At 73.4% G+C, this 25,993-nt stretch carries 26 protein-coding genes; 14 read left to right on the top strand and 12 right to left on the bottom strand.

Features of this window, described 5'->3' with window-relative positions; all coding sequences use genetic code 11:
• Positions 1–49: 49 nt before the first annotated feature.
• The gene (locus tag SMD11_RS35615; RefSeq protein WP_159395422.1) at positions 50–454 is read right to left on the bottom strand and encodes a hypothetical protein; all 405 of its coding nucleotides are present in this window, start codon (positions 452–454) and stop codon (positions 50–52) included.
• Positions 455–474: 20 nt separating this feature from the next.
• On the bottom strand, positions 475–657 hold the full coding sequence (locus tag SMD11_RS32055; protein WP_159395421.1) for a hypothetical protein: 183 nt from the start codon (positions 655–657) through the stop codon (positions 475–477).
• 177 nt (positions 658–834) lie between these two features.
• On the opposite strand from SMD11_RS32055, the gene SMD11_RS32050 reads away from it, so the two are divergent.
• The 4 genes from SMD11_RS32050 to SMD11_RS32035 all read left to right on the top strand — a co-directional run bounded on the left by SMD11_RS32050 (position 835) and on the right by SMD11_RS32035 (position 4,110).
• Positions 835–2,106, top strand: coding sequence for an aromatic acid exporter family protein (locus SMD11_RS32050; protein ID WP_087930862.1), 1,272 nt, complete (start codon positions 835–837; stop codon positions 2,104–2,106).
• A 144-nt stretch (positions 2,107–2,250) separates the two neighbouring features.
• The gene (locus SMD11_RS32045) at positions 2,251–2,868 is read left to right on the top strand and encodes a hypothetical protein (protein WP_087929767.1); all 618 of its coding nucleotides are present in this window, start codon (positions 2,251–2,253) and stop codon (positions 2,866–2,868) included.
• Between the two features lie 114 nt (positions 2,869–2,982).
• Positions 2,983–3,438, top strand: a complete 456-nt coding sequence (locus tag SMD11_RS32040) for a Crp/Fnr family transcriptional regulator (RefSeq protein ID WP_087929766.1) — start codon at positions 2,983–2,985, stop codon at positions 3,436–3,438.
• 150 nt (positions 3,439–3,588) lie between these two features.
• Positions 3,589–4,110 carry a DM13 domain-containing protein gene (locus SMD11_RS32035; RefSeq protein ID WP_087929765.1) on the top strand — a complete coding sequence of 174 codons (522 nt, stop codon included), beginning with the start codon at positions 3,589–3,591 and terminating at the stop codon, positions 4,108–4,110.
• 86 nt (positions 4,111–4,196) lie between these two features.
• On the opposite strand, the gene SMD11_RS32030 is transcribed toward SMD11_RS32035, so the two are convergent.
• The 3 genes from SMD11_RS32030 to ligD all read right to left on the bottom strand — a co-directional run bounded on the left by SMD11_RS32030 (position 4,197) and on the right by ligD (position 6,565).
• A complete protein-coding gene (locus SMD11_RS32030) occupies positions 4,197–4,736 on the bottom strand; it encodes a hypothetical protein (protein ID WP_087929764.1) in 540 nt (179 codons plus the stop codon).
• A 235-nt stretch (positions 4,737–4,971) separates the two neighbouring features.
• Positions 4,972–5,358 carry an SH3 domain-containing protein gene (locus SMD11_RS32025; RefSeq protein WP_199844000.1) on the bottom strand — a complete coding sequence of 129 codons (387 nt, stop codon included), beginning with the start codon at positions 5,356–5,358 and terminating at the stop codon, positions 4,972–4,974.
• 118 nt (positions 5,359–5,476) lie between these two features.
• Positions 5,477–6,565 (bottom strand): non-homologous end-joining DNA ligase, encoded by a 1,089-nt coding sequence (ligD, locus tag SMD11_RS32020; RefSeq protein WP_087929763.1) that lies wholly within the window; start codon positions 6,563–6,565, stop codon positions 5,477–5,479.
• A gap of 112 nt (positions 6,566–6,677) precedes the next feature.
• Here ligD and SMD11_RS32015 point away from each other — a divergent pair, with 112 nt between their 5' ends.
• Entirely contained in the window at positions 6,678–7,739 is a 1,062-nt protein-coding gene (locus tag SMD11_RS32015) for an ATP-dependent DNA ligase (protein WP_087929762.1), read from the top strand.
• A gap of 54 nt (positions 7,740–7,793) precedes the next feature.
• On the opposite strand, the gene SMD11_RS32010 is transcribed toward SMD11_RS32015, so the two are convergent.
• Positions 7,794–8,453, bottom strand: coding sequence for an NADPH-dependent FMN reductase (locus tag SMD11_RS32010; RefSeq protein ID WP_087929761.1), 660 nt, complete (start codon positions 8,451–8,453; stop codon positions 7,794–7,796).
• A 221-nt stretch (positions 8,454–8,674) separates the two neighbouring features.
• Between SMD11_RS32010 and SMD11_RS32005 the strand changes: the two genes are divergently transcribed.
• Positions 8,675–9,427, top strand: coding sequence for an SDR family oxidoreductase (locus SMD11_RS32005; protein ID WP_087929760.1), 753 nt, complete (start codon positions 8,675–8,677; stop codon positions 9,425–9,427).
• 227 nt (positions 9,428–9,654) lie between these two features.
• Here SMD11_RS32005 and SMD11_RS32000 read toward each other — a convergent pair whose 3' ends face one another.
• Complete coding sequence (locus tag SMD11_RS32000; RefSeq protein WP_087930860.1) at positions 9,655–11,520, bottom strand: glycosyltransferase family 2 protein; 1,866 nt, start codon at positions 11,518–11,520, stop codon at positions 9,655–9,657.
• Positions 11,521–11,945: 425 nt separating this feature from the next.
• Between SMD11_RS32000 and SMD11_RS31995 the strand changes: the two genes are divergently transcribed.
• Complete coding sequence (locus tag SMD11_RS31995; protein ID WP_087929759.1) at positions 11,946–13,487, top strand: AMP-binding protein; 1,542 nt, start codon at positions 11,946–11,948, stop codon at positions 13,485–13,487.
• 181 nt (positions 13,488–13,668) lie between these two features.
• Positions 13,669–15,189, top strand: coding sequence for a carboxylesterase/lipase family protein (locus SMD11_RS31990; RefSeq protein WP_087929758.1), 1,521 nt, complete (start codon positions 13,669–13,671; stop codon positions 15,187–15,189).
• A gap of 30 nt (positions 15,190–15,219) precedes the next feature.
• On the opposite strand, the gene SMD11_RS31985 is transcribed toward SMD11_RS31990, so the two are convergent.
• Positions 15,220–16,065 (bottom strand): hypothetical protein, encoded by an 846-nt coding sequence (locus tag SMD11_RS31985; RefSeq protein ID WP_159395420.1) that lies wholly within the window; start codon positions 16,063–16,065, stop codon positions 15,220–15,222.
• 141 nt (positions 16,066–16,206) lie between these two features.
• On the opposite strand from SMD11_RS31985, the gene SMD11_RS31980 reads away from it, so the two are divergent.
• The 5 genes from SMD11_RS31980 (at position 16,207) to SMD11_RS31960 (ending at position 21,121) form a co-directional block, all read left to right on the top strand.
• Positions 16,207–17,367, top strand: coding sequence for a methyltransferase (locus SMD11_RS31980; RefSeq protein WP_087929756.1), 1,161 nt, complete (start codon positions 16,207–16,209; stop codon positions 17,365–17,367).
• A gap of 987 nt (positions 17,368–18,354) precedes the next feature.
• Positions 18,355–19,161: a hypothetical protein gene (locus SMD11_RS37145; protein ID WP_324614791.1), complete on the top strand. Its 807-nt coding sequence runs from the start codon at positions 18,355–18,357 to the stop codon at positions 19,159–19,161.
• Positions 19,162–19,377: 216 nt separating this feature from the next.
• A complete protein-coding gene (locus tag SMD11_RS31970; RefSeq protein ID WP_087929755.1) occupies positions 19,378–19,908 on the top strand; it encodes a hypothetical protein in 531 nt (176 codons plus the stop codon).
• Between the two features lie 83 nt (positions 19,909–19,991).
• Complete coding sequence (locus SMD11_RS31965) at positions 19,992–20,327, top strand: winged helix-turn-helix transcriptional regulator (RefSeq protein ID WP_199844106.1); 336 nt, start codon at positions 19,992–19,994, stop codon at positions 20,325–20,327.
• Positions 20,328–20,497: 170 nt separating this feature from the next.
• Positions 20,498–21,121, top strand: a complete 624-nt coding sequence (locus tag SMD11_RS31960) for a TetR/AcrR family transcriptional regulator (protein WP_087929753.1) — start codon at positions 20,498–20,500, stop codon at positions 21,119–21,121.
• A gap of 70 nt (positions 21,122–21,191) precedes the next feature.
• Here SMD11_RS31960 and SMD11_RS31955 read toward each other — a convergent pair whose 3' ends face one another.
• Positions 21,192–22,412, bottom strand: coding sequence for an FAD-dependent oxidoreductase (locus SMD11_RS31955; protein ID WP_087929752.1), 1,221 nt, complete (start codon positions 22,410–22,412; stop codon positions 21,192–21,194).
• A gap of 146 nt (positions 22,413–22,558) precedes the next feature.
• Complete coding sequence (locus tag SMD11_RS31950; RefSeq protein WP_267896876.1) at positions 22,559–23,044, bottom strand: YidB family protein; 486 nt, start codon at positions 23,042–23,044, stop codon at positions 22,559–22,561.
• A gap of 186 nt (positions 23,045–23,230) precedes the next feature.
• Between SMD11_RS31950 and SMD11_RS31945 the strand changes: the two genes are divergently transcribed.
• Positions 23,231–24,043, top strand: a complete 813-nt coding sequence (locus SMD11_RS31945; protein ID WP_087929750.1) for an NAD(P)H-binding protein — start codon at positions 23,231–23,233, stop codon at positions 24,041–24,043.
• A gap of 248 nt (positions 24,044–24,291) precedes the next feature.
• On the opposite strand, the gene SMD11_RS31940 is transcribed toward SMD11_RS31945, so the two are convergent.
• Positions 24,292–24,447 (bottom strand): zinc-binding dehydrogenase, encoded by a 156-nt coding sequence (locus SMD11_RS31940; RefSeq protein ID WP_234366263.1) that lies wholly within the window; start codon positions 24,445–24,447, stop codon positions 24,292–24,294.
• Between the two features lie 188 nt (positions 24,448–24,635).
• Positions 24,636–25,883, bottom strand: a complete 1,248-nt coding sequence (locus tag SMD11_RS31935) for an MFS transporter (protein ID WP_418952498.1) — start codon at positions 25,881–25,883, stop codon at positions 24,636–24,638.
• Positions 25,884–25,993: the final 110 nt, after the last annotated feature.

Here is a 25,993-nt window from a genome sequence, read left to right as displayed (position 1 = left end):
CCGCGGCAGCGACCGGCCGTTTCCTCGCGCGGAGAAGTCCGCGCCGAGGTCAGCGCAGCTTGGAGCGGCTGCCTTCCGGGCGGGTGGACGCGCGGCTGCGGCGCCGGGCGTCGACGACGGCGTCGGAGGGCTCCTTGTCCATCCACTTCCTGGCCCGGGTCCAGGCGCCTTCGGCGTACAGGCGGCGCAGGGCCCGGGGGATGCGCGCGGCGGCGCGGCGGCAGGTGGGTTCGCCGCAGTGGAGCGGGGAGGCGGTCGTGCCCAGGAGGGGGTAGGTCATCGTCCTGGGGGGCATGTAGACGCATCCGCAGATCACGCAGGTGAAGACGGGGCGCATCGGTCCGGACGTCCGGTCCGGTGTCTCCCCGGGCGGGCGTTCGGTGCCGGCGACGGGCTCGGGGGCCGGTTCCGGGCCGGGCTCGGGCTGGAATTCGGGATCGGGGTCGGGTCGCACAAGAACCTCTTCCCCTCCGGCTAGCCAGACGTGCTGCCTGTGCCGCCGCAGAGAGTGCAGGACGAATAGCTGGTGTGGGTGACCGGCCGCTGATGGCCGTTCTCATCGGTCTCGACGCTGTACTCGATCTTCGTGGTGATGCCTTCGCCCTCGCAGGCCGCGCATATCTGCTCCCGCTGTCGCGGCATCAGCACTCCCATCACCAGCCCGAGGGTCCCGAGGCACCCGAGGATAGCGAGGAGTGCGCCGCCGTCACACCCCGCGACCGGATCCCCGGGAGGCCCGCGGCGGTCCACCCGGCACGGGGCACGCCCGGTCGGCGACCACGCGGGTGGCACGGCGCCCCGTACGTGTCCGTACCGCCGCGGACCGGGAAGGGGCTGGACGTGCAGAAGGCGCTGAAGAGACGAGGGCTCCCCGATCCGCTGACGACCCTGGTGCGCCGGGGCCGGGAGCCCACGGTGGTCCAGACCGTGCGCTCGACCCTGGCCGCCGTGATCGCGTACGTGGTGGCCCTGTGGCTGAGCAAGGAGCCGGCGCCGCTCACCGCGCCGCTCACCGCGCTCCTCGTCGTCCAGGTCACCCTCTACTCCACCCTGACCACCGGGATCCGCCGGGTGAACTCCGTGGTCGCGGGCGTGCTGATCGCCATCGGCTTCAGCGTGCTCGTGGGGCTGACCTGGTGGAGCCTCGGGCTGATCATCCTGTCCTCGCTGGTCATCGGCCGCTTCGTCCGGGTGGGCGAGTTCGTCCCCGAGGTCGCCATCAGCGCCATGCTCGTCCTCGGCGTCACCCGGGTGGCCGAGACCTCCTGGGACCGCGTCCTGGAGACGCTGATCGGCGCGGTCGTCGGGCTGCTCTTCAACGTGCTGCTGGTCCCGCCCGTGTGGGTGCAGCCCGCGGGCGAGGCGATCGAGGACCTGGCCCGGCGCATGCGCGGCCTCCTGGAGGACATCGCCGAGCAGATCAGCGGGCACACGCCCGTCGCGGAGGCGGCCGCCCGGCTGCACCGGGCGCGCCGCCTGGACCACGACATCGTCGAGGTCGACGCCGCCCTGCGCCAGGCGGAGGACAGCCTCCGTCTCAACCCCAGGGTCAAGGAAGGGGTGCTCCACCGCGTCGTGCTCCGCACGGGCCTCGACACGCTCGAGATCTCGGCGGTCGTCCTGCGCGTGGCCACCCGTACCCTCACCGACCTCGCCAAGCAGCGCACCCGCGAGACGCTGTTCCCCTCCGACGTCGCCGCGAGCCTCCAGGAGGTCTTCACCCATCTCGCGCGCGCGGTGGAGAGCTTCGCCGTCGTCATCACCAGCCAGGTCACCGCCAACGCCGAGCAGGCCGAGACCCGCCTCGCCGAGGAGCTCGCCACCGCCCGCACCACCCGCGACCACGCGGCCGGCCTCCTCCTCCACCAGGTGCTCGAACACCCCCGGCAGTGGCAGCTGCACGGCGCGCTGCTCGCCGAGATCGACCGCATCCTCGACGAGCTCGACATCCAGAAGCGCACCCAGCGGCTGGTGGAGGAGCTGGACCGGCACACCCGCCGGCACCACGACCGGCGCAGCGTGCTCGCCACGCTCAGGAGGCATCTCCGCCGCCGGGACCACAGGGGCGGCGGCTCCACGGAGCCGTCCCGCCGGACCCTTTCATGACGCCTCGTCATTTTTAACTGGCGAAGCGTCAAAATCGCGTGCGCGTACGCCGGATGGACCTCCTCGGATTGCGGGGTCCCGGAAGGGCCCGCAAGGTGATCAGACGATCCCGGCCCATGAGGGTCCGGCCCGAAGGAGAGCCCCATGAACCTCCCCCGCCGAACCACGCTTCTCGTCTCCGGGGCGCTGTGCGGCGCGCTCGCCGTGACCACCGCCGCCACCGCCCAGCCCCCGGCCGGGGCGCCCGCCCCCGCCGGGGCCCCGGCGGCGCCCCCGGCCGAGGCCCGGGTGCCGTCGCCGGAGGCCCTGCGCAAGGCCGCCACCGAGGGGGCCAAGGCCATCGACTCCAATTTCTACACGCAGGCCGCCCGCCGGGTCGTGGACGAGTGCGAGCAGCCGCGGTCCGGCACCGCGAAGCCCGGCCCGTCGTGCGCGAACGTCAAGAAGCACCTCGGCGCCCTCGCCACCGCCCGCGCCACGCTCGAACAGCAGTCCCGGGCGGCCGCACCGGACCTCACCGCCGTCACCACCTCGACCACCGACGCCGTCGCCGCCACGGCGCACCTCGCCAAGGACGGCGTGACCCCGGGCGCCCACTCCCCCGGGCGCACCCGGGCCGCCGCCGACGGCGCGGGCGGCCCGGACGGCCTGCTGCCCGTCGTCACCAGGCTCGTCAGCGGCCTGGTGAACACCCTCGGCAAGCTCGTGAGCGGGCTCGACGGGCTCGTCAACGGGCTGCTCAAGGGGCTTCTCGGCAGCTGACCGGCTCCCTGGTGCCCCTGGCGGCTCCGGAGCCCCTGGCGACTCGGGATGCCTCACCCGTCCGGCCGTGGCTCAATGGACGTACCAGGTCGGCGGGGGCTAGGAGGCTCGGCCATGTCCACTGCGAAAAAGCTGCTCAGGACCCTTCCCGCGGAGTACCGGGACCGCCTGATGACGCTCGCCCGGGAGGTCTCGTTCCCCGAGGACACCCGGATCTTCGAGGAGCAGGGCAGGGCCGACCGTTTCTGGATCATCCGGTCCGGCGCCGTCACGCTCGACCTCACCCTGCCGGGACGGCGGGTCGCGGCGGTGGAGACCTTGGGCACGGGGGACCTGCTGGGCTGGTCCTGGATGTTCCCGCCGTACGAATGGGGGTTCGGGGCGGAGGCGCTCAGCCCGGTACGGGCCTACGAGTTCGACGGCGCCGAGGCGCGGGCGCTGTGCGAGGAGGATCCGGCACTCGGGTTCGCCGTCGTCCGCGCCGTCGCCGAGATCCTCGGCCACCGTCTCCAGTCCGCCCGCACCCGGCTGCTCGACCTCTACGGACCGCACAGCTCCGCCCCGCTGTGACCGGCCGCGACCGTCCGTGGCCGCGAGGCACCCGGTCGGCACCCGCGCGTAAGAACCGGACGTAAGACTTTCGTCATCTGTTTCCCGGAGTATCCACCGCGTCCCGGCCCGTTGGCATGGCTGAAAGGCACATGGCTTCAGGAGGCTGGAATGGGACGCGTACGGCGGATGCTGAGCAGGCGGGTCGTGATCGGGGTACTGCTCGCCGGGGTGCTGGCGGTCGGTGCGGGAGTGGTGTGGTTCCAGCCGTGGAAGCTGTGGGTGGACACCACGGTGCGCGAGGCCGCGCCGGTGGCGGCCGAGGCCGGGTCCCGCGGGGCCCGGACGCTGGCCGAGGGAGAGCTGATCAGCCACGAACACACGACCACCGGGAAGGTGCGGGTGCTGGAGCTGCCGGACGGGACCCGCACGCTGCGGCTGGAGAACCTGGACACCAGCAACGGGCCGGACGTGAAGGTGCTGCTCAGCGACGGCCCGGTGAAGGAGGGACGGGCCGGCTGGCACGTCTTCGACGACGGGGCGCACCGGAGCCTGGGGTCGCTCAAGGGGAACAAGGGGGATCAGAACTACGCGCTGCCGGCGGGGCTGGACCTGGGGCGGTACGGGAGCGTGAGCATCTGGTGCGACCGGTTCGACGTGTCGTTCGGGGCGGCGAAGCTCACGCGCGTCTGACGCCCTCCGGCACGTCCGGTACGGTCCCGGGGCGCGCCGCCGTACGGCGGGACGGGCGGGAAGAGCCCCGCCCGTCCCGCCTCGGCCTACCGCGCCGTCACCTCCGTCGTCGCCGCCACCGGTGCCGTCCCCGACACCACGCACTCGACCGTCACCCCGAACACGTGCACCGACGCCTTCCCCGGTGCGAACGTCGCCGCGCCCGCCGCGTCGAGCTTGACGGAGGCCTTGCCCCCGGTGACCTTCACCGTGGTGCCGCTCGGGACGACGGCGGCGTTGGTGAAGCCGGTGGCGGTCACGCTGCCGGAGGCCGTGCCGCCGAGGACGATGTCCATCTCACCCGTCACGCTCCTGGCCGGGAGGGTGAGGGGGGCCTTGATGCTGGTGGTGACGTCCACCGAGAGCTCGGCGGTACCGCCCGCCGGCACGCTCGCCGGGGCGGTCATGGAGACCTGGATGGGCTGGACGTCGGCGGGGGCGCCGGGGCCTGTGCATGTGTAGCCGACGGACACCGTGGCGGCCACGGCCGCCGGCGCGGCCAGGACGGCGGCTCCGGTCGTCAGTGCGGCGGCGAGGGCCGCGACCGCCGTCGTCCGCTTGCGGTGCGAGCTCGTGGGCGTACTCATCGCGTGCTCCCTTCCGGTTCCGGGGCAGTGGGGTGCCGGGCGGAACCGAGAACAGGAAGAATGGCGTGGACACGTCATCAATGACACGTGGTGGTGCGGAAGTCAACAGACGAGGAGACGGCGCCGGGCCGACGCCCCGGTGAGAAGCGGGCGGTGGACGGTGAACGGCTGACGGCGCACGGGCGGGCCGGGGCTGATGCGCCCCGGCCCGCCCGTCGGCCACCGCCGAGGGGGATCACCCCATGGCGGCCCGTGTCTTGGGCGCGTTCTCCGGCACGCCGCGGTTGACGTCCTTGCACAAGGGAACGGCGCCGGCGGGGGTGATGTACGCCGAGTTCACCCATGTGGCACGGTCCCGCAGCAGGTACCAGACGTTGTTCCCGCCGATGTTCTGGGCCCGGACCTTGCACCGCAGCCCGACCTTGACCCCACGGAGGAGCGTGCTCCGCACCGAGGAGTCCGTGCTCGGGAAGTGACGTTCGTTCACACCCGACACGCTGACGACCGTGCCGCTCGGCCGGGCCGGCACCGGAGCCGACTGGGCCGGTCCGGCGGCCAGCACCGCCCCGGTCAGCGCGGCGACCGATACGGCCATGCCACGGGCCACCAGTGTCTGGGTCATTGCAGCTCCCTTGTCCTACGGAGTGGTCAACGCACAGCCCACGTTTCCACGGGACGAAGGCGGATAAACCTGATGAAAACCCATACGGCCTCATGGGTACGCGCCCTCGGCACGGTGCTCAGCCGGTGGCCGGCTCCGGCCCTTCCCCGGCTCCGTCGCCGCCCCCGGACCGCTTGCGGGCGCCCCCTTCGCCCGTACCCTCCTTGCGGGCCCGGCTGGGCTGGACGCGCTTCGGCTCGCCCTTCATCTTCGGGTGCTCCGGCGGGTAGGGGAGGTCGCCCAGGCCGTGCTCGCGCTCGTCCCGGTCGGCCAGTTCCAGGGCCGCCTCCAGGCCGCAGGGTTCGTCACCCATTCCCGCGTGCACATCACCCACCTCGGCGTACCGCCCGGGCATGCTGCCCAGGTCGAAGTCCCGGGGCACGGCACCGGGCACCTCCTCCCACGTCAGCGGGGCGGAGACCGGGGCGTGCGCGCGCGGGCGTACGGAGTAGGCGCTGGCGATGGTGCGGTCGCGGGCGGTCTGGTTGTAGTCCACGAACACCTTCTCGCCGCGTTCCTCCTTCCACCACGCCGTGGTGATCGTCCGCGGCGACCGCCGTTCCAGCTCCCGCGCCACGGCGATCGCCGCCCGCCGCACCTGCGTGAACGTCCACCGGGGCGCGATCGGCACGAAGACGTGCAGGCCGCGCCCGCCGGACGTCTTGGGCCAGCCCGTCAGCCCCAGACCCGCCAGCACCTCGCGCAGGTCGAGGGCGGCGCGCACCGCGTCCGCGTAGTCGGTGCCCGGCTGCGGGTCGAGGTCGATGCGCAGCTCGTCGGGGTGGTCGGTGTCGGCCCGCCGCACCGGCCAGGGGTGGAAGGTCAGACAGCCCAGGTTGGCCGCCCACAGCACGGCCGCGATCTCCCCGGGGCAGATCTCGTCCGCGTAGCGGCCGCTGGGGAAGGAGATGCGTCCGGTCGGGATCCAGTCGGGGAGGTTCTTCGGGGCCCGCTTCTGGAAGAACGACTCGCCGCCGACGCCGTCGGGATAGCGCTCCAGGGTGGTCGGCCGGTCGCGCAGCGCGCGGACGACGCCGTCGGCGACGCTCAGGTAGTAGGACGCCACGTCGTATTTGGTGAAGCCGCGTTCCGGGAAATAGACCTTGTCGGGGTGGGAGATCCGCACCGTCCGCCCGCCCGCAGAGAGCTCCACCGCGTCACCGCCCATGCCCCCACGCTAAGCGCGCCTCCCGCGCCCCACCACTCACGGCCGCCGGAGCGGAGCCGCGCGGGCTGCTCCCGGCGGGCGAGGGGGCCGGGGAGCCCGCACAATCGCGGTCATGGAACTCCCGGTGATGCCCCCGGTGCGGCCGATGCTGGCCAAGACGGCGTCCGCCATCCCGCCCGGTATGCAGTACGAGGCGAAGTGGGACGGCTTCCGGGCCATCGTCTTCCGCGACGGCGACGCCATCGAGATCGCCAGCCGCACCACGAAGCCGCTGACCCGCTATTTCCCCGAGGTGGTCCGGGCCCTGCTGGCACAGCTCCCCGCCCGCTGCGTCGTGGACGGCGAGATCGTCGTCGTCCGTGACGGGCGGCTGGACTTCGACGCCCTGCTCGAACGCATCCACCCGGCGGCCTCCCGGGTCGCCCGTCTGGCCGAGCTCACCCCGGCCTCGTTCATCGCCTTCGACCTGCTGGCACTCGGGGACGAGTCGCTCCTGGACCTCCCCCAGAGCGGCCGCCGGGAGGCCCTGACCACCGCGTTGCGCGACGTCGCGGCGCCCGTGCACGTCACCCCCGTCACCGACGACCTGGACGTCGCCCGGGCGTGGTTCGAGCGGTTCGAGGGCGCCGGCCTGGACGGCGTCGTCGCCAAGCCGCCCGGCCTCCCCTACCGGCCGGGCGAACGCGTCATGACCAAGGTCAAGCACGAGCGGACCGCCGACTGCGTCCTCGCGGGGCTGCGCCTGCACAAGAGCGGGCCCGTCGTCGGCTCGCTGCTCCTCGGCCTCCACGACGACGCCGGGCGGTTGCAGCACGTCGGCGTCTGCGCCTCCTTCCCCATGCGCCGCCGCGCGGAGCTGATGGAGGAGCTGGAGCCGCTGCGGATGGCCGACGTCCACGGCCACCCGTGGGAGCGGTGGACGGACCCGGACGCGCAGGCCGGCGGCCGGCTGCCGGGCGGGCCCAGCCGCTGGACCGGCACCAAGGACCTCTCCTGGATCCCGCTGCGCCCCGAACGGGTCTGCGAGGTGGCCTACGACCACCTCCAGGGCGACCGCTTCCGCCACACCACGCAGTTCCGCCGCTGGCGCCCGGACCGGGAGCCCGCCGACTGCACGTACGCGCAGCTGGAGGAGACGGCCCGGTACGACCTGGCGGACGTCCTCAGCCTCTGACGCGCCTGGTGAACGGGCCCCTGGTGAACGGTTCTCCGGCGGGGGCCGCGGCGGTCAGTCCTGGGCGCGCTGGGTGACCGGCGCGTCCGTGCAGTCGCCGAGGAACTCGTACCACCGCCGCTGGAGGCACACGTAGCGGGTGTCGGCCTCCACGAGCTGGAGGAACGCGGCCACGGACTCCGCCAGCCGCCGCTGGAGCGCGGGGTCGGCCAGGTCGCCTTCCTCGGTGAACCCCTCGTGCGCCTTGGCCAGGCTGAACATGTCGGGGTAGACGCGGGTGCCGAGGTGTTCGAGCGGGATGCGCAGCGACCACAGGCCGCGGTTGCCGCCGACCATGGACGGGGAGGCGGAGACCAGCAGCGCGTGCTTGTCCTTGAACGGTTGCGGCCGCACGCGGGAGACCCAGTCGACGGCGTTCTTCAGCCCGCCGGGCAGGGAGGCGTTGTACTCGGGCGAGGCGATCACCATCGCGTCGGCCCGGGCGATCCGGTCGCGCAGGGCGAGCGCGCCGGCCGGGATGCCCTCGGCCGTCTCGGCGTCACCGTCGTAGACGGGCATGGCGAATTCGCCCATCCGGGCGAGGTCCGCCTCGGCGCCGGCGTCCCGGACCAGCCGGGCGACGAGCGCCGCCAGCCGGGCGTTGAGCGAGTCGCCGCGCAGCGACGCGCCGAAGACCAGTACGCGCGTGGGGCCGGGCGGTGTGTCGTCGGCCATGGTCGGGAGCCTCCTCGGTGACCGGGGTGGAAGGGACGTCCGTACGTCCCCTCACAGCCTCCGGCCTGGGTTGCGGCCGCGCACGCGGGAGAGCGTCCCGGGGGCCGTACGGACCGGGGCCGCGCGTCCGGCGAGCCGGGGCCGCCGGGCGGGTAGGGGGCTCCGGACGGCACACGACGGGCAGGCGCGCGGCGCGGCCCGCCGACGGAAGGGGATCCACCGTGGAGATCGAAGGTTCGGTCGTACTCGTGACGGGCGCCAACCGTGGCATCGGGCGCGCGCTCGTCGGCGAGTTCCTCGCCCGTGGGGCCACGCGGGTGCACGCGGCGGCGCGGAACCCGGCGTCGCTGGCGGCGGTCGTCGCCGAGGACCCGGCGCGGGTGGTGCCGGTGGCGGTGGACCTCTCCGCGCCGGACACGATCACCGCCGCGGCGGAGGCGGCGCCCGACGTGACGCTGCTCGTCAACAACGCGGGCTCGCACGGGATGGGGCACCTGCTCGACATGGACCTCGCGCTCGTCGAGGAGGTGATGCGGACCAACTTCCTGGGGACGCTCCGCGTCCTGCGGGCGTTCGTCCCGGTGATCGAGCGCAACGGCGGCGGCGCCGTCGTCAACGTCATCAGCATCGGCGCGTTCGGCGCCACGCCCGCGCTGGGCGGCTATCCGGCGTCGAAGGCGGCGCTGCACTCGATGACGCAGGCCGTCCGGCAGGACCTCGCGCCACGGGGCATCGGCGTCCACGCCGTGTTCCCGGGCCCGGTGGACACGGACATGCTGGACTACGTCATCGGGCACGAGCCGGCGTTCGGCGACTTCCCGCGGGCGACGTCAGCGGAGGTGGCGCGGGCGACGCTCGACGGTCTCGCGGCGGATGCGGAGGATATCTTTCCGGACAGCTTCGCGGTGGGGGTGGGGGAGTTGTGGCGGAGCGATCCGAAGGGGGTGGAGCGGAGGTTGTCGGGGATCAGCTGAGGGGCGTGTTCGGCGGGCCGGGGGTGCGGGTGCGGGTGCGGGTGCCGCTGCGCGGGGCTCCGGGGCTCCGCCCCGGGCCGGACGGGCTGATTTTCAGCCCGTCCGGCGCTTGAGGACACCGCGCGGAGCGCGGAAAAGGGGGTCTGGGGGCGGAGCCCCCAGTTACGGGAAGGGGCGGGGTGGGGAAAAGCCCCGCGCAGCGGCACACCCCGCCCCACCCCCACCGCTCAAGCCGGCTTCCGCTGCCCGAAACACGGAGCCCCCTCCGCCCCCTCCCCCGACGCCGCCGACGTCGGCACCGGCGCCAACTCCGCTCCCAACCCCCCACCGCCAGACCCCCCATCCCCCATCCCCCACCGCCGCCGCATCATCCCCGCCCACCAAACCCCCACCGGCCCCACCGCCGTCACCAACGCCAGCACCGCCCACACCCGCATCGCCGGATACGCATGCCCCCACACCACCGACGCCACCAAACACAACCCGAACACACCCGCCCACCCCAAATGCGTCCGAAAAGTCCCCACACAATCCGGCGACGCCGAATCCCCCTTCGGCGTCACCACAAAACCCGACCGCCGCCGCAACAACGCCTGCCCCAACGCCCGCGCATACAACGGCGCCGACACCGCCGACATCACCATCCCCGCCACCCCCGACGAACCCACCGGCTCATGCGGACTCACATTATGACGACGATTCACCACATACAACGCCACCTGCAACGCCGCCGCATCCCCATACAACATCAACCACACCTCCGACGGCACACTCACCCCCGCCGCACCACACCCCAAAAACAACACACACGACACCCCACCCAACACCCACGTCAAACCCGCAATCGGATAAAACGCCACCAACAACAAATAATTCCACAACCTCCCCGGCGACAACGACCACACCACCCGACCAAACTGACACAACAACGTCTCAAACGTCCCCCGCGACCACCGCAACTGCTGCGAAAAGAAATCCGTCCACGACGACGGCCCCTCCCCCACCGCCAACACATCCGGCGTATACACCGACCGCCACCGCCCACCCGTCACCGGATTCCGCCGCCGATGCACCTCCAACCCCGTCGCCATATCCTCCGTAATCGAATCAAAAAACCCACCGATCTGCCGCAACACCCCCACCCGCACACAATTCGACGTCCCCACAAACATCGGCGCACCGTACCGATTCCCCGCCCGCTGCACCAACGCATGAAACAAAAACTGCTGACTCTCCGCCCCCTTCGTCACCCGCGACACATAATTCCCATACACCTGCGGCCCCACCACAAACGCCACATCCGGATCCCGAAAATACCCCAGCATCCGCTCCAAAAAATTCGGCAACGGCACATGATCCGTATCCACACACGCCAAAAAATCATAACCATCACCATGCGCATCCAACCACGCATTGTAATTACCATGCTTCGTCCGCGCCCGAAAACGACCCGACGGACGATTCCACCGCGCCACCCCCTTCCGCGAAAAATGCCGCACCCCCAACCGCGCACACAACGCCCGCGCCCCCGGATCATCACCCTCATCCAGCAACCACACATCCACCACCCCCTCATACCGCACCCCCACCGCCCCCTCCAACGTCGCCGCCACCATCCCCAACGGCTCCTTCCCCGGCACAAAACTCGTACAGAAAGCCACCCGACCCCCCGGCTGCGCCACCACCGGCACCGGATCACACGCCACCCACGACGCATGCGCCACCGACACCACATTCACCACCCGAAAAACCTCAACCAACCCCACCGACACCAACATCAACCCATCCACACACCCCCACCACCCACCCCGCACCACCCAATGCACCGGCCACAACAACCACACCAACAACCCCACCGACACCAACGGCGCCAACCCCACCAACAACCCCACACGCCAGACAGCCCCCGCTTCCGCGCGCAGGACCGCGTCGACGTCCGTGGTGCCCGCCCCCCGGCGCCCCATCAGCCGCCGGTACCCCACCCGGTACACACCGGTCGGCGGCTCCTCCAGCGGCCCCGCCAGCCGGCTGTACCGCTCGTAGTCGTAGCCACCCCCGCTCCCCACCGCCCCCGCACCGTCGGAGCCGGGCATCGAGACCTCGCCCGCCGGACCCGGTACGCCGCCCCCGGGATCCGATCCGCCCTCACCGCTCACCGCGCTGCGCCCCGACACCCGCACACCACCCACCGCAACCACCACCCACTCCCCCACCCCACTCACCATTGGACGAACTATCAGATCAGTAGCAAAAACCTAACAATCCGCCCATGACTCATACGACCATCACACCCGACACACCCCCACAACCACCCACATAGCGCACAGAAGCGGCGTGTCACCCGGACCACCCGCGCGGCCGATATCGCCACGAAACTCGGGACGTTGACCGGATATCGACGTTTCGACCAAGGGATTTCAGGCAGGGGCCTCGGCCGACTTTGAGCCCGCGATCATGGGCGACTATCATGGAGAATTGGTTGCCTTAGTCAACTGATGCCCCCTGAAAGGAAATACGCATGACCGTCGCAACGCGGCAATTCCGCACACACGTGGAGCGGAATCTCGATGTCCTGGGAGCCGAGCCCGGCCGAACCGCCGTGCTGCACAAGGACCGCCGCATCTCGGGGGGTGAACTCCGGGGACTCGTCTACCGGATGGCACGGGCGTTGCGCGCGCAGGGCGTGCGCCGGGGCCAGGCCGTCACTCTGCTCAGCGGGAACCTGCCGGAGACGATCGCCGCGCGCTACGCCGCCAACCTCATCGGCTGCCCGGTCAACCACCTGTACAACAAGCTGTCGGCGGAGGTGCAGACCACCATCGTCCGCGACATCGAGACCCAGGTGCTGATCGCCGACCCCGCGTACGCCGCGCGGGCCGCCGAGATCACCGGCCGGGCGCCCGTCGCGCACGTACTCACCCTCGGTCCCGCGGACATCGGCCGGAGCCTGCTGGACCTCGCCGCCGAGGAGTCCGCCGAGCCCTTCCCCGGGCTGGCCCGGCCCGGCGACATCTGCACCATCCGCCACACCGGTGGCACCACCGGGCACCCGAAGGCGATCTGCACGTCCTTCGCCCAGGCGCCCGCGCAGGAAGAGGCCATCCCGGACTGGGCGGGCCCCGTCCGCTACCTGCTGTGCACCACCCTCGCCCACGCCGGCGGCATGATGGCGGACCACGCCCTGCGCTCCGGCGGCAGCGTGCGGCTCCTGGAGGACTTCGACGCCGCCACGGTGCTCGCCACCATCGAGCGGGACCGCATCACCCACACGTTCCTGCTGCCGCCCCTGCTGTACCAGCTGATGGACCACCCGGACGCGGCCCGCACGGACACCTCCAGCCTCACCCACATCTGGTACGGCGGCTGCCAGTCCTCCCCGGCCCGGATCGCCGACGCGGTGCGGCGCTTCGGCCCGGTGCTCAACCAGTTCTACGGGCAGAACGAGGCCGGCGGCATCAGCCGGCTCTCCGCCGAGGACCACGACCCCGACCGCCCCGAGCTGCTGCGGTCCGCCGGCAAGGCCCTGGACGGCGTCGAGATCGCCATCCGCGACGAGGCCGGCGCCGACCTGCCGCGCGGCGAGCACGGCGAGATATGCGTGCGCTCCACGGGCATCATGCAGGGGTACTGGAAGCAGCCCGAGCTGACCGCCGAGGTGCTGCGCGACGGCTGGCTGCACACGGGTGACATCGGGTACCTCGACGAGGAGGGCTACCTCACCATCGTCGACCGGCTCAAGGACATGATCGTCGTGGTCGGCGGGCACGTCTACACGACGGAGCTGGAGGACCTCCTCAACTCCCACCCGCAGGTGCGGCAGACCGCCGTCTTCGGCGTCCCGGACGCGAACCGCATGGAGCGCGTGCACGCCGCCGTCGTACGGGAGCCCGGCTGCGACCTCGACGCGCGGACGCTGCGCGACATGGTCCGCGAGGCGCGGGGCCCGATGTACGAGCCGGAGCGCGTCCACTTCGTCGACGCGCTGCCGCTCACCGACGCGGGCAAGCCGGACAAGAAGCTGCTCCGCCGTCAGGCGGAGTCGGAGCCGGCCGCCGCCTGACCCGGCTCCCGCGCGCCGGCCCCCGATCCGACGACCAGGAGGCGAGGGGTCACGGCGTGTCGCACACCGAAGTGCCGGGCATCCGGTAGGTCGGGTGGTGGCGGGCGCGGTCGATCGTGTCCGCCGTCACGCCGGCCCCCCTGGGCGGTGTGACACCCCGGACAGTGAGAAGGAGCGGCCCATGACCGGCACCGGTGTGCAGGTCCGTACCACCGCCGGCACGGTGGCCGGACTTCGGGACGGCGAGGGGCTCGCGGTGTTCCGCGGCGTGCCCTTCGCCCGTCCTCCGGTGGGCACTCTGCGGTTCGCCGCGCCCCGGCCGCCCCTGCCCTGGGCCGGGGTGCGGGACGCCGCGGCCTTCGGGCCGTCCGTGCCGCAGTCCGGGCCCGCGCCGGTGCCGGGCCCGGCCGCCGGGGAGAACTGGCTGACGGTCAACGTCTGGTCGCCCGACCCGGGTGGTGGCGCGGGCCTGCCGGTCCTGGTGTGGATCCACGGCGGTGCCTACGCCGCCGGGTCCGCCGCCGATCCCTTGTACGACGCGGCGCTCCTGGCCCGGCAGGGCGGTCTGGTCGTCGTCACGCTCAACTACCGGGTGAGCGCGGAGGGGTTCGCCGCGCTCGAGGACGCCCCGGCCAACCGCGGTCTGCTGGACCAGATCGCGGCGCTGCGCTGGGTACGGGAGAACATCCGCGGTTTCGGGGGCGATCCGGACCGGGTCACCGTGTGCGGCCAGTCGGCCGGGGCGGGGTCGATCGCCTCGCTGCTGGCCGCCCCGCCGGCCCGGGGCCTCTTCCGCCGGGCGATCGCGCAGTCCGTGCCGGGCCTGTACTTCACCCCCGCGCTCGCCGCCGACATCGCCGCCGTCCTGGCCGGCCGGGTCGACGCGAAACCCACCGTGGAGAGCCTGTCGGCCGTCGCGCCGCAGCGGCTGGCCGACGCGGCGGGCGCGCTCACGATGGAGCTGACCGGGCACGTGGGCCGCTGGGGCCGGGCCGCGCGGGGCGCGGCGCTGTTCGCGCCGGTGGTCGACGGCGACCTCGTCCCCGACGTGCCCTGGCGCGCGGTGCGCGACGGGCGGGCGGCGGACGTGGAGCTGATGGTCTGCCACACCCGGGACGAGTTCCGGCTGTTCATGGTGATGACCGGACGGCTCGGCGGGATCACCGAGGAGGAGGCCACCGCGGCCCTGCGGGCCTTCGCCCCCGGCCCGGGCGGTGAGCACGCCTACCGGGAGAGCTTCCCCGGCGCCTCCGCCGGTGCCCTGTTCGAGACGGTGTACGCCGACGCCCTCTTCCGGATGCCGAGTCTCCGGCTGGCCGAGGCGCACTCCGCCGCGGGTGGCCCGGCCTATCTCGCCGAGCTGTGCGGGCGGTCGCCCGCGCTGGGCGGTGCCCTGGGCGCGTGCCACAGCCTCGACGTGCCGCTGCTGTTCGGCACGTTCGGCAGCCCCGCCGGGCGGGGTCTGCTCGGCGAGGGCGCGCCGTCCGCCGGGACCGTCGCGTTCGCCGACGGCCTCCGCCGCGCCTGGACGGCGTTCGCGCACGACGGGGATCCCGGCTGGCCCGCCTACGAGCCCGGGCGGCGGCTCACCCGGCTGCTCGGCCCGGCCTCGACCACCGCCCCGTACCCCGAGGAGACCTCGCGGCGGATCTGGGACGGCCACGGGATCGAGCCGTTCGACCTCGTGCGGCCCCACCGGTAGCGGTGGGCGCGCCTCGCGACCGGGAAGCCGTCAGGGGCGCGGGGGCGTGAGCTGCGGCGGGGCGTCCGGGGAGCCGTCGCCGGGTTCGGCGCGGAGTTCGGCCGCCACCGCGTCCGTACGCGCGCGCAGGGCCCGTACCCGCTCGGCGGCCGGGGTGCCCACGGCCGGTGCCTCGGCCGGCAGGACGGGGACGCCGTTGGCGCGCGCGGTGGCCAGCAGGCTCTCCGTCACCTCGGGCTGCTGGGCGAGGAGCGCGGTGGTGAAGACGTTGGCCCGGATCGTCTTCTTCACGCCGAGCGTGCCGCGGTAGGTGATCTCGCAGGCGATGTCGACGGTGTCCATCCGCTGTTCGGCGGCCTGCTCCAGGGCGGCGAGCATGACGGTGGCCAGGCCCTCGACCACCTTGGTGACGACCCATTTGCGGCCGGGCAGCATCGGGAGGACGTCCCTGATGCGGTCGATCTCGGCGTCGAGGACGTCGGTGGTCATGGCGCTGAAGGCGTCGTGCAGCTGGAGGTGGACGACCTTCGACCAGGGGATGTCCTCGCCCTCGAAGCCGACCGAGTCGGGGCCGAAGCGCAGGGCGCCGATGCCGTCGAGGCGGCGCAGCACCTTGGCGGTGACGGCGGGCACCCGGGGGTGCCGGCAGATCAGGGCGCCCAGCGAGAACTCCCACTCCACCGGTGTGGGCGCGGCGGGCGCGGGCAGCGAGCGGAGCACGGAGAGCACCCAGTCGCCGGAGGCCGTGGTGCCGGCGCGGCCGGCGTCGACGCCCCGGGCGACCACGCCCCGGCCGGCGGCGACGGCGTCCTTACCGGCGGTCACCGCCGCGCTCACCGAATCGCCCAGATTTCTTACGCGATTGACTATCCCCATGGCTCTGCCCCCGGTTTCACCTGCGACAACGTTCTTTTGGCGGGGCGACACTCTACCTACGGCGGAGAGTGCCGGGCGCCGCGCGCGGCCGCGCCGCCGGGTTTGGCCGGTGTGCGGTGGACTGGCTAGCCTGAGGGCACGATGAACCGTTTCACGACGCCACAGGGTGAGTACGAACTCACCCGTTTCCCCGAGGACCCCCGCGACCGGCTCCGCGCCTGGGACTCGGCCGACGAATACCTGCTGCGCCATCTCGGGGGTATCGACGGCGATCCCGTGGACCTCTCGGGCACCGTGGTCGTCGTGGGCGACCGGTGGGGTGCCCTGACCACCGCCCTCGCGGCGTACGGCCCGACGCAGATCACGGACTCCTATCTCGGGCAGGAGGCGACGCGGGCGAACCTGGCGCGCAACGGCGTCGCGGACGGCGCGGTGCGGCTGCTGTCCACACGGGACACCCCGCCGGACCGGATCGACGTGCTGCTGGTCCGGGTGCCCAAGAGCCTGGCGCTGCTGGAGGACCAGCTGCACCGGCTGGCGCCGCGGGTGCACGCGGGCACGGTCGTGGTCGGCACGGGGCGGGTCACCGAGATCCACACCTCGACGCTGACGCTGTTCGAGCGGATCCTCGGGCCGACACGGACGTCGCTGGCGGTGAAGAAGTCGCGTCTCATCTTCTGTTCGCCGGACCCGGAGGGGACCGCCGCCCGGGGCGCCAACCCGTGGCCGCACCGCTACGCCCTGCCCGACGGCGTCGGGGTGGTCTCCGGCCGGACGGTCACCAACCACGCGGGCATCTTCTGCGCCGAACGGCTGGACATCGGCACCCGTTTCCTCCTCCAGCACCTGCCGGAGCGCCGCGGGCCCGAGCGGGTCGTGGACCTGGGCTGCGGCAACGGCGTGGTGGGCACGGCGGCGGCGCTGGCCAACCCCGAGGCCGAGGTGGTGTTCATCGACGAGTCCTACCAGGCCGTGGCGTCGGCGGAGGCCACGTTCCGGGCGAACGCGGGTACGGCCGCGCCGGCGGAGTTCCGGGTGGGCGACGGTCTGTCGGGGGTGCCGGCGGACTCGGTGGACCTCGTCCTCAACAACCCGCCGTTCCACACCCATCAGGCGACGACGGACGCGACGGCCTGGCGGATGTTCGAGGGCGCCCGCGAGGTGCTGCGGCCGGGCGGTGAGCTGTGGGTGGTCGGGAACCGGCACCTCGGCTACCACGTGCGGCTGCGGCGGCTCTTCGGTCACTCCGAGGTCGTGGCGAGCGACCCGAAGTTCGTCATCCTGCGGGCCGTCAAGCGCTGAGACGTTCCCGCCCGCGCGTCCGTCATGAGGCTTCGCGCTCACAGCGGACGACGATTCCTTCCGTGCGGCGCACGGCCCCGGCGCGTCTCCGGGGCCGTGCGCCGCACGTGTATTCCCGGTCGCGCCGAGAAGTGATCCAGATCATGGTTTCGGCGTCGGCGAATGGAATGGACGACGCGCCTCCGCATGGCATGATCATGCAGATCATTACCGACGGGTAATCACTTACCCGTCCGATGCCGTGCAGACGCGGACCGAAGGTGCAGACCAACCCCCTCGGCCCGCCCCCACCTCACGCTCTCGAGGATCCAAGGTGCGCATTCCCAGCAGAACCATCGCTTTACCCGCTCTGACCGCCGCGTCCCTCCTCGTCGCCGGATGCTCCGCCCCCGGGCCCGCCACCACCGCCTCGGGCGGCGGTACGGAACCGGCCGCCACCACACCGCCCCCGGCCGCGGACCGGCAGCTCGCCGTCAAGGCGGCGATACCCGAGGGGTCCGGCGCGCCCAGCGCCGTGGCCCATCCCTCCGGCGGTGGCCGGCAGGCGGAGAAGTCCTCGCTGAAGGTCGCCTCGTACGACCGGAAGAGCGGACGCGCCGTCATCTCCGGGGCGGCGAAGGGCGCGCGGAAGCCCTCTCTCGCCCACCCGTCGCCGTCGGCCCCGGCCGGCTCGGCCGCGCCCTCGGCCCCCTCCCCGGGGGCCGGACGGAACTCCTCCGTGGCCGTCGGCGACATCATCGCCAGCGCGCCCACGCCCGGCGCCCCCGACGGTGTCCTGGCCAAGGTCACCCAGGTGCTGGGCAGCACCGACAAGGGCACCGAGGTCAACACGGCCCCGGCCACCCTGGGGGCGCTGCTCGGTGACGCCAAGGCCGACGGCAAGGTGCCCGTCGACCCGTCCGCCGTCACGGTCGAACCGCTCGTCAAGGGCACGAAGGTGTCCTGGGCGAAGACCGGCGACGTCCGCTTCGGGCCCAAGGCGGGAAGGTGCCCCTGGGCAGTCTCCGGATCGACGTCGGCACCTCGATCGCCACGGCGAAGGACGCGCCGGCCTCGGCCGCGGCGTCCGCGTCGGGCTTCGTCCAGCTGGCTCCGGAGGTCGACTTCTCGTACGACGGCCGGGGTGGTTCGGGCCTCTCGCCCGGTGCCGCGTCCCTGGCGCTCGCCGGCGACTGGACCTCGGGCTGGGAGCTCAAGGGCCAGGCGGCGGCGAGCACGGACGCCAAGCCGCTGCGGGTGCCGTTCGCCAAGCTCAAGGCCACGCCCGTCATCCAGGTGGGCCCGGTGCCGGTGGTCGTGAACGTCGGTCTGACCTGCTACCTCCAGGTCGACGCCGACGGTCGCGTCAACGTCGACATCAAGCAGGACCTCAAGGGCGGGTTCCGCGTCGGCGGCGACTACACCCACGCCAAGGGGTGGACCCCGGTCAACACCTCGGACATCACGGCCACCTCGCCCCGGGCGACCGTGAGCGCGGCGGGCAAGGTCAAGGCCACCCTCGGCACGGAGGCCAGCCTCGGCCTGTACGGCACGGTCGGCGTCACCGCCGACGTCGCGCCGTACCTGCGGGCGGAGGCCGAGGGCGAGGCGTCCGCCGCCATGGACGGCAGCGCCTCGGCGTCGGGCAAGTGGAAGGCCTTCGGCGGCCTGGATCTGAGCGGGGCCCTCCAGGTCCAGCTGAAGATCTTCAACACGCCGGTCTTCGAGAAGCCCGTGCCGCTGGGCGCCCTGCACCGTGAGTGGAAGATCGCGGAGGGCGCGGGCGCGGTGTCCACGGGGGCCCGCCGCCGCTGACGGACCGGTCGGCCGGACTCCCACCAGGGAGTGCGGCCGACCGGCAGTCGGGTGGTGCGGTTTCCGGCCGCGCGCTGGGGTGCGCGTGCCTTGGCGCGGCCGGGACGGGTGTGCTGCGGGAGCCTCCCACGACGGAGCGACTCCCGCGTTCCGCACGGGTAGACAGCAGCGGAGCGCGAGCGTAGGCGCGACCGTGGCTGTGCGGAGGGGTGGGAAATGTTCGGTGTGCGTGGCGCCGTGGTGGCGGTGTGTTCCCTGGTGCTGACGGGCATGTCAGCGGCGCCGGCGCCGGCCTCGGAACCCGGCAAGGTGATCGCCTGCGAGGGGGCGGAGAACACCACCTACAGCCCGGGGCTGACCCTTCTGCCGAAGCGGGTCTCCCTCAAGGCCGTCAGCGACTACAGCTGCCACGGTCTCGGCCCGACGCCGGCCCCGGCGGCCGGGCTCAGCGTGGGCGACTCCCCCGGTGCCTCGTGCCTGACGGTGAACTCGGCCCGGGTACGGGAGCGGGTGCGCTATGCCGACGGGCGGAAATCGCTGATCGTCTACGGGGAGTCGACCGCCGTCCGGGTCGCGGGCCTCACGGTCGTGACGCTCACGGGACGGGTGACGGAGGGGCTCGGCGCGGGCGGCACGGCGCACCGCACGGTCCGGATGCTGCCCGCGGAACCCCCGACGGCGTGCCTGACACCGGCCGGGCTGGGAGGCGTCACCGGAGTGGGCGCGCTGAGGATCCTGGCCGGATGAGAACGCGGGGAGGAGGCGGCACCGTCGTCCCGCGCGGCGCCGTCGAGGTGACCGGGCGGCCCGGGGCCGAGGCGTGCCCGGTCATGGAGGTCCTCCACCATGTCGCGGGCAAGTGGAGCATCGGCATCCTGGTGGCCGCGGGGCGGGGCCCGGCCCGGTTCACCGAGCTGGAGCGGGCCGTCACGGGCATCAGCCGACGGGTCCTCACCCTCAATCTGCGCAGGCTGGAGCGGGACGGCCTGCTCGACCGCACGGTCTATCCCACCGTGCCGCCCCGGGTGGAGTACAGCCTCACGCCGCTGGCCGAGGAACTCCACGTCGTCCTGAGCGGACTGGTGGGCTGGGCGGAGCGCCACGGCACGGCCGTCGCCGCCGCCCGCGCCGACCACGACGCGGCGGCCGCCGTCCGAAGACCCTGACCCGCCCCCGACCCACCGGGGCCACGGCCCGGCCGGCCGCCACGGGCGGCTGCCGGGCCGGCCGCACCGCGGTGTACGGTCGGGTGACCGGCGGGCCGGCCGTGGGGCCGGCCGGTGCGGCGAAGGGACGCGCGGACCACCGCGCGAGGAACAAAAAGGGTGACCGCACGATGACTTCTCGCCGGACCGCCGGCTCCGACGCGCCGACCTTCCGGGAGCGGGCCCGCCGGCAGCAGATCATCGAGTGCACCGTCGACCTGATCTCCACGCGCGGCTACCCGGCGACCTCGCTGTCGGCGATCGCCGAGGAGGCCGGCATCTCCAAGGCCGCCGTCCTCTACCACTTCTCCTCGAAGGACAACCTCACCCGCGCGGCGCTGGCCCAGGTGCTGGAGCGGTTCACGGAGTACGTCACCGCGCGCGTGGAGAGCGAGCCGGACCCGCTCGCCGCGGTCGTCGCCTACGTCCGCGCGATGATCTCCTACCAGCGGGCCAACCGCCGCCATGTGCGGGTGATCACGGAGATGCTGCTGGACGACGCCGGCGGCACCCGGCTGAAGACGCCCGGGTCGCACGACACCCACGACCGCCTGGGGCGCCTCGTCGCGCTCCTGGAGGCGGGTCAGCGGGCGGGCCGGCTGCGTGACTTCGACCCGCGGACGGTGGCGCTCGCCGTCGGCGGAGCCATCGACGGGGTGATCTCGCACTGGCTGGCCCATCCCGACCTCGACCTCGAAGCGGCGGCCGACGAGCTGGAGACGTTCACCCTGCACGCCATCCGGCGCGGCGACTGAGCCCCGGGACCCGCCGCGCCGGGGCCCGGCCGGGCGGCTCGTACCGCCTGCTCAGGCTCGTACCACCTGCTCAGCCCCGTGCGAAGGCGGGCGCGCGCTCGGGCCGTATACCGACCCCGCCGAGGTAGGCGGTCACGCCCCGCAGGGGCGGCACCCCGCGCAGGAGCCGCAGCGGCACCGGCAGCCGGTCGCCGCCGAGGGTGCCGTCGAGCGCCTGCCGGAGGAGCGCGTGCTCGCTCCGCTGGGACCGCTGGACCAGGGCGGTGGGCAGCGCGCGCCGCTTCTGCACGCGTGCCAGGTCGGCGGTGGTCACGGAGCCGCGGCGCAGCGGCCCGGCGAGGATCCGGGCCGCCGCGACGGCGTCCTGCACCGCGAGGTTGACGCCCACTCCCCCGACGGGCGACATGGTGTGGGCGGCGTCGCCGATACACAGCAGGCCGTCGCGGTACCAGCGCCGCAGCCGGCCCATCGTCACGCGGAGGAGCGCGACGTCGTCCCACGAGCCGATCGTGCCCGTGACCTCGTCGTCCCAGCCGCACAGGGCGCCGAGGCGGTCCCGGAACCACTGGATGCCGTGCCGGCGCAGCTCCTCGTCGGTGCCTTTCCTGATGAGGTACGAGGTCTGGTGGTAGTCGCCCCGGTCCATCGTGACGGCCGCCTGGCCGTCACCGAAGCGGGCGAGGACCCGGCCGTCCGCGAGGCCGCCGCGCGGCGCGTCGACCCGTACCTGCCAGACGTCCATGGGGACGTCGAAGGAGTCCTGCCGCAGGCCGGCCTCCCGGCGGACCACCGAGTGCCGGCCGTCGCAGCCGACCGTGAGGTCCGCGGCGAGCTCACCGGGGGTGCCGTCCTCGGCGACGTAGCGGACCCCGGTGACGCGTCCGCCCTCGGTGCGCAGTCCGGTGACCGCCGTGCACCGGCGCAGGGTGAAGGAGGGTTCGGCCTCGGCGGCGGACGCCAGCAGGCCGAGGAAGTCCGACTGCGGGACCATGGCGATGTACTTGTGCGCGCCGGGGATGCGCCGGAAGTCGGCCATGACGACGGTGGCGTCGCCGATCCGCATGCGCATCTCCTCCAGCTTGGGGAAGGGGATCCGCGCGAACCGGGCGCCGAGGCCGAGCTCGTCCAGCAGCCGCAGGGTCGAGGGGTGGACGGTGTCCCCCCGGAAGTCCCGCAGGAAGTCCCGGTGCTTCTCCAGGACGGTCACCTCGACGCCCGCCCGGGCGAGCAGCAGCCCGAGCATCATCCCCGCCGGCCCGCCGCCCACGACACAGCACGTGGTGCGTTCCATCGTTCCGCCTCCCCTTCTCCCACTCAGGTCTGACCGATCGGTCAGTAATCTAACCGATCGGTCAGGCAGGTGGCGGGCGGGGGTGGCGGCCCGTCAGCGGCCGGTGTTCTCCAGGACGGTGGGCCCGGCGCCGGTCCGGCCCGTGGCTACCCGCGGCCGAGGAAGTCCTCCAGGGACCCCTGCGGCACCTCGCCCTGCGGGGTGAGCTTGTCGACCGCCTCGGGGAGGACGCGGGCGATCTCGTCGGCGGCCTGTTCGGGCGAGACGCCGGCCTGCTGGGCGACGTGGTCCAGCGTCTGGGTGGGCAGCGCCTGCGCCACCTCCGGGCCGCTGACGTCCTCGTTCTTCCCCGTGCCCACCCATGTCTCGGCCTTCGCGCCGAGACCGCCGTCACGGAGCTGGTTGAGCAGCCCCGCGAGCGGGTTCCCGCCCCCGTCGCTGCCGAGCGTCCCGAGGAGGGCGGCGAGCAGGTCCGCGCCACCCTTGCCCCCGCCCGCACTTCCGCCGCCGAGCAGTCCGCCCAGCAGACTTCCCAGGTCGTTACCCGCCATGTCTCCTGCCTTTCCTGGAAGCGTGCCGGGCCCGGCGGCGTACGCGCTTCCGCCGCCGTCACCCGGCCGGTGACTCCCCACACGCCTACCCGCGAGGGCCCCGCCCAGCGCGGTGGGCGTGGCATGTTCACCCGGACACGTGCCGGGCCGCCGGCGCCCTCCGCGCGGGCGGCCCCGGAACAACCCCGGCACAGTCCGGACGATCTCCTATGCATCCCGTCCTTTCGCCCATGGAGTCGCATCCGGCCCGCCGGTTGACTGTGCGTCATGACAGAGATCCTCGTTCTCGGCGCCTCCGGCAAGACCGGCAGCCGCGTCGTCCCCCGCCTCACGTCCCTCGGCCACTCCGTGCGTACCGCCTCGCGCTCGGGCTCCACCCGCTTCGACTGGGCCGACCGCACCACCTGGGCCCCGGCCCTCGCCGGCGTGGAGGCCGTGTACATCGTCCCGACCGAGACGCTCGGCCTGCCCGAGCGGGCGGCCTTCGTGGCGGCCGCCGAGGAGGCGGGCGTCCGGCGGCTCGTCCAGCTCTCGGTGCGCGGCATCGACGAGGACGGGGTGCCGCCGACCGAGGCGGCGGTCCGGGAGTCCGGGCTGGAGTGGACGATCCTGCGTCCCTGCTGGTTCGCGCAGAACTTCGCGGCGGCGGACTTCTTCCTGCCGGAGGTCCTCGCGGGCGAGGTGGCGACGCCCGCGGGCGACGGCCGCGAGCCGTTCATCGACGCCGAGGACATCGCGGACGTGGCGGTGGCGGCGCTCACCGCCGACGGTCACGACGGACGGACCTACGAACTGTCGGGGCCGGAGACGCTGTCGTTCGCCGAGGCCCTGGCGCTGATCGGCGAGGCGGCGGGCCGCGACGTCCGCCACCGGCACATCGCGCCGGCCGTCTATGCCGAGAACCTCACCGGCGCGGGCATCGCCCAGGAGGACGCCGAGGCCGTCGCGGGCTTCCTCGACGGCATCAGCAAGGGCGCCGACGACTTCTTGAGCGACGGTGTGCGGCAGGCCTTGGGCAGGGAGCCGCGTTCCTTCCGGGATTACGTGAAGGCGACGGCGGCGGAGGGCGTCTGGTCGTAGGCGGCCGGCGTACTCCCGGGACGCGCGCTCCCGGTGCCGGGGCCGTGGACGTCCGGCCGCTCCCCCGCTCGGTGGATTCGCGGGTGCCATGCACCCGAAGGGGGCCGGCCGCCGACGTTCTCCGCAGCCCCGGTCCCGGCACCGGCGGGGGCCGGTCGTTCCCTGGACGGGCAGGCCCTGAGGGAGCGTGGGACCCGCGGTGAGTTGCCGGTCGAGCGCGAGGGCCGGCCTCCGCGTCCTGGACGTGGTCAAGGAAACCCCGGCCCCGTGCCCTTGGAATCCGCCCCCGCGGGCTCCCGCCCGCAGGGAACGAGGACGATCTTCCCCTTCACCCGCCCGCTCTCGATCAGCCGGTGCGCCGCGGCCGCCTCCGTCAGCGGCAGGGCGCGCTCGATGTGCCTCACGGGACTCCTGACGGTTATTCAAGACTGGTCGGAGGAGCACCAGGACGCCGTACTCGCGGCCCGCCGCACCTATGACCGGCGGGTGGAGGCCGAAGTGGAGCCGGTAGGACCGGCCGGCGGCCCGCGACCCGCCCAGGACTCCGGGCGCCCTGCCCGGTGGACAGCGCCCTCCGGGCCGGACGTCACGGTCACATGAGGGAAACGCTCTCGGCGGGTTCCGCCCGGCCGTGCCAGACGCCGCGGCATCCGCAGGCCAGCGCGCAGGCGAGCGCGCAGGACGCCGCGGCCAGGAGGAAGCCGTGGGCGGGCGTCCCCGCCAGGAGTCCGGCGACGGCGGCCCCCGCCGACATGCCCGCCGCGCCGGCCGCGTTGAGCCAGCCGAACGACTCGGTCAGTGAGCCGCGCGCGGCGATGCCGTCCAGGGTCTCGTACTGCGCGGTGATCGCCGGGGTGAGGGCGAGCCCGGCGAGGGCGAGCAGGGCGCCGAGCGCCCAGAGGTTGCCGACCGCGGCCGGGACCGCCCAGCCGGCCGCCAGCGCCGCGAGCAGGAGCGCGAGCCGCCGGGCGGGGCCCGCCCGCCAGCGCCGGCCGCCGTAGCCGAAGCCCCCGATCAGGCTGCCGCAGGCGAGCGCGGCGATCAGCGGGCCGGAGGCGTGGCGGTGCCCGGCCGCGTCGGCGGACGCCACCAGGGACATCTCGGTGAGGTTGACGCTGCCCATCAGCAGGAAGCCGATCAGCAGCAGGGCCAGCTGGGCGGGGTCGCGCAGGGGGCCGGGGCGCGGCGCACCGTCGGGCAGCCGCCGGCCGGAGACGGCGGACACGCGCGCGGAGGCGGCGACGGTGAGGCACCCGGTGACGGTGGCCGCGGCCGCGCAGAGCAGGCTTCCGGCCGCGCCGGTCAGCGCCGCGATGCCGGCCACCAGGGTCGGTCCGATGACGAAGGCGAGGTCCATCACCAGAGATTCGCAGGCGAAGGCCGCTCTCTTGGCGTCGGGCTCGTCTGCCAGCGCCGTCGACCACAACGCCCTCATCACGGCCCCGAGCGGTGGCAGCAGGACGCCGGTGGCGGCCGCCAGGGTCACGAGCACGGCCGCGCCGGCGTCGCGGCCGGCCAGCAGGGCGAAGGTGACCAGTACGCACGCCTGGCCGAGGCCGGTGGTCAGCAGTACGGGCCGCGGCCCGACGCGGTCCGCCGCCCGGCTCCACAGCGGCACGCACACCGCAGCGGTGATCAGATAGCCCCCGGCCGCGAGCCCGCCCATGGCGTAGGAGCCGGCGGTGTCACGGAGCACCAGGATGAAGGCCAGACCCAGCATGCCGACGGGCAGCCGCCCGACCAGCCCGCCCAGCGCCAGCCGTACGGCACCGGGGTGCCGGAACAGCGCGCGGTAGCCACCCGTCATGCGTCGCGTACTCCGCCCTGCCGTTCCGCTCACGTGCCGGGGTCTCTTCCCCGGACGCGGGCCTCGCACCCATCAGGCGTGGTGGAGACGTCCGAGGGACGGACGATGCCACCCGGGTGGCATACGCGCACTGCATTCCGCTT

This window comes from Streptomyces albireticuli (genome assembly GCF_002192455.1).
Classification (GTDB): domain Bacteria; phylum Actinomycetota; class Actinomycetes; order Streptomycetales; family Streptomycetaceae; genus Streptomyces; species Streptomyces albireticuli_B.
This window is presented reverse-complemented; position numbering and strand designations above follow the sequence as displayed.

Coding starts and splice junctions, on each gene's coding strand:
- SMD11_RS31960 (WP_087929753.1), top strand. CDS start 20,498: ATGACTTCTCGCCGGACCGCCGGCTCCGACGCGCCGACCTTCCGGGAG.
- SMD11_RS32030 (WP_087929764.1), bottom strand. CDS start 4,736: ATGAGTACGCCCACGAGCTCGCACCGCAAGCGGACGACGGCGGTCGCG.
- SMD11_RS31985 (WP_159395420.1), bottom strand. CDS start 16,065: ATGGGGATAGTCAATCGCGTAAGAAATCTGGGCGATTCGGTGAGCGCG.
- SMD11_RS31965 (WP_199844106.1), top strand. CDS start 19,992: ATGGAGGTCCTCCACCATGTCGCGGGCAAGTGGAGCATCGGCATCCTG.
- SMD11_RS31945 (WP_087929750.1), top strand. CDS start 23,231: ATGACAGAGATCCTCGTTCTCGGCGCCTCCGGCAAGACCGGCAGCCGC.
- SMD11_RS32040 (WP_087929766.1), top strand. CDS start 2,983: ATGTCCACTGCGAAAAAGCTGCTCAGGACCCTTCCCGCGGAGTACCGG.
- SMD11_RS32045 (WP_087929767.1), top strand. CDS start 2,251: ATGAACCTCCCCCGCCGAACCACGCTTCTCGTCTCCGGGGCGCTGTGC.
- SMD11_RS32025 (WP_199844000.1), bottom strand. CDS start 5,358: ATGACCCAGACACTGGTGGCCCGTGGCATGGCCGTATCGGTCGCCGCG.
- SMD11_RS32015 (WP_087929762.1), top strand. CDS start 6,678: ATGGAACTCCCGGTGATGCCCCCGGTGCGGCCGATGCTGGCCAAGACG.
- ligD (WP_087929763.1), bottom strand. CDS start 6,565: ATGGGCGGTGACGCGGTGGAGCTCTCTGCGGGCGGGCGGACGGTGCGG.
- SMD11_RS31990 (WP_087929758.1), top strand. CDS start 13,669: ATGACCGGCACCGGTGTGCAGGTCCGTACCACCGCCGGCACGGTGGCC.
- SMD11_RS31980 (WP_087929756.1), top strand. CDS start 16,207: ATGAACCGTTTCACGACGCCACAGGGTGAGTACGAACTCACCCGTTTC.
- SMD11_RS32010 (WP_087929761.1), bottom strand. CDS start 8,453: ATGGCCGACGACACACCGCCCGGCCCCACGCGCGTACTGGTCTTCGGC.
- SMD11_RS32000 (WP_087930860.1), bottom strand. CDS start 11,520: ATGCCCGGCTCCGACGGTGCGGGGGCGGTGGGGAGCGGGGGTGGCTAC.
- SMD11_RS31970 (WP_087929755.1), top strand. CDS start 19,378: ATGTTCGGTGTGCGTGGCGCCGTGGTGGCGGTGTGTTCCCTGGTGCTG.
- SMD11_RS32035 (WP_087929765.1), top strand. CDS start 3,589: ATGGGACGCGTACGGCGGATGCTGAGCAGGCGGGTCGTGATCGGGGTA.
- SMD11_RS31995 (WP_087929759.1), top strand. CDS start 11,946: ATGACCGTCGCAACGCGGCAATTCCGCACACACGTGGAGCGGAATCTC.
- SMD11_RS31955 (WP_087929752.1), bottom strand. CDS start 22,412: ATGGAACGCACCACGTGCTGTGTCGTGGGCGGCGGGCCGGCGGGGATG.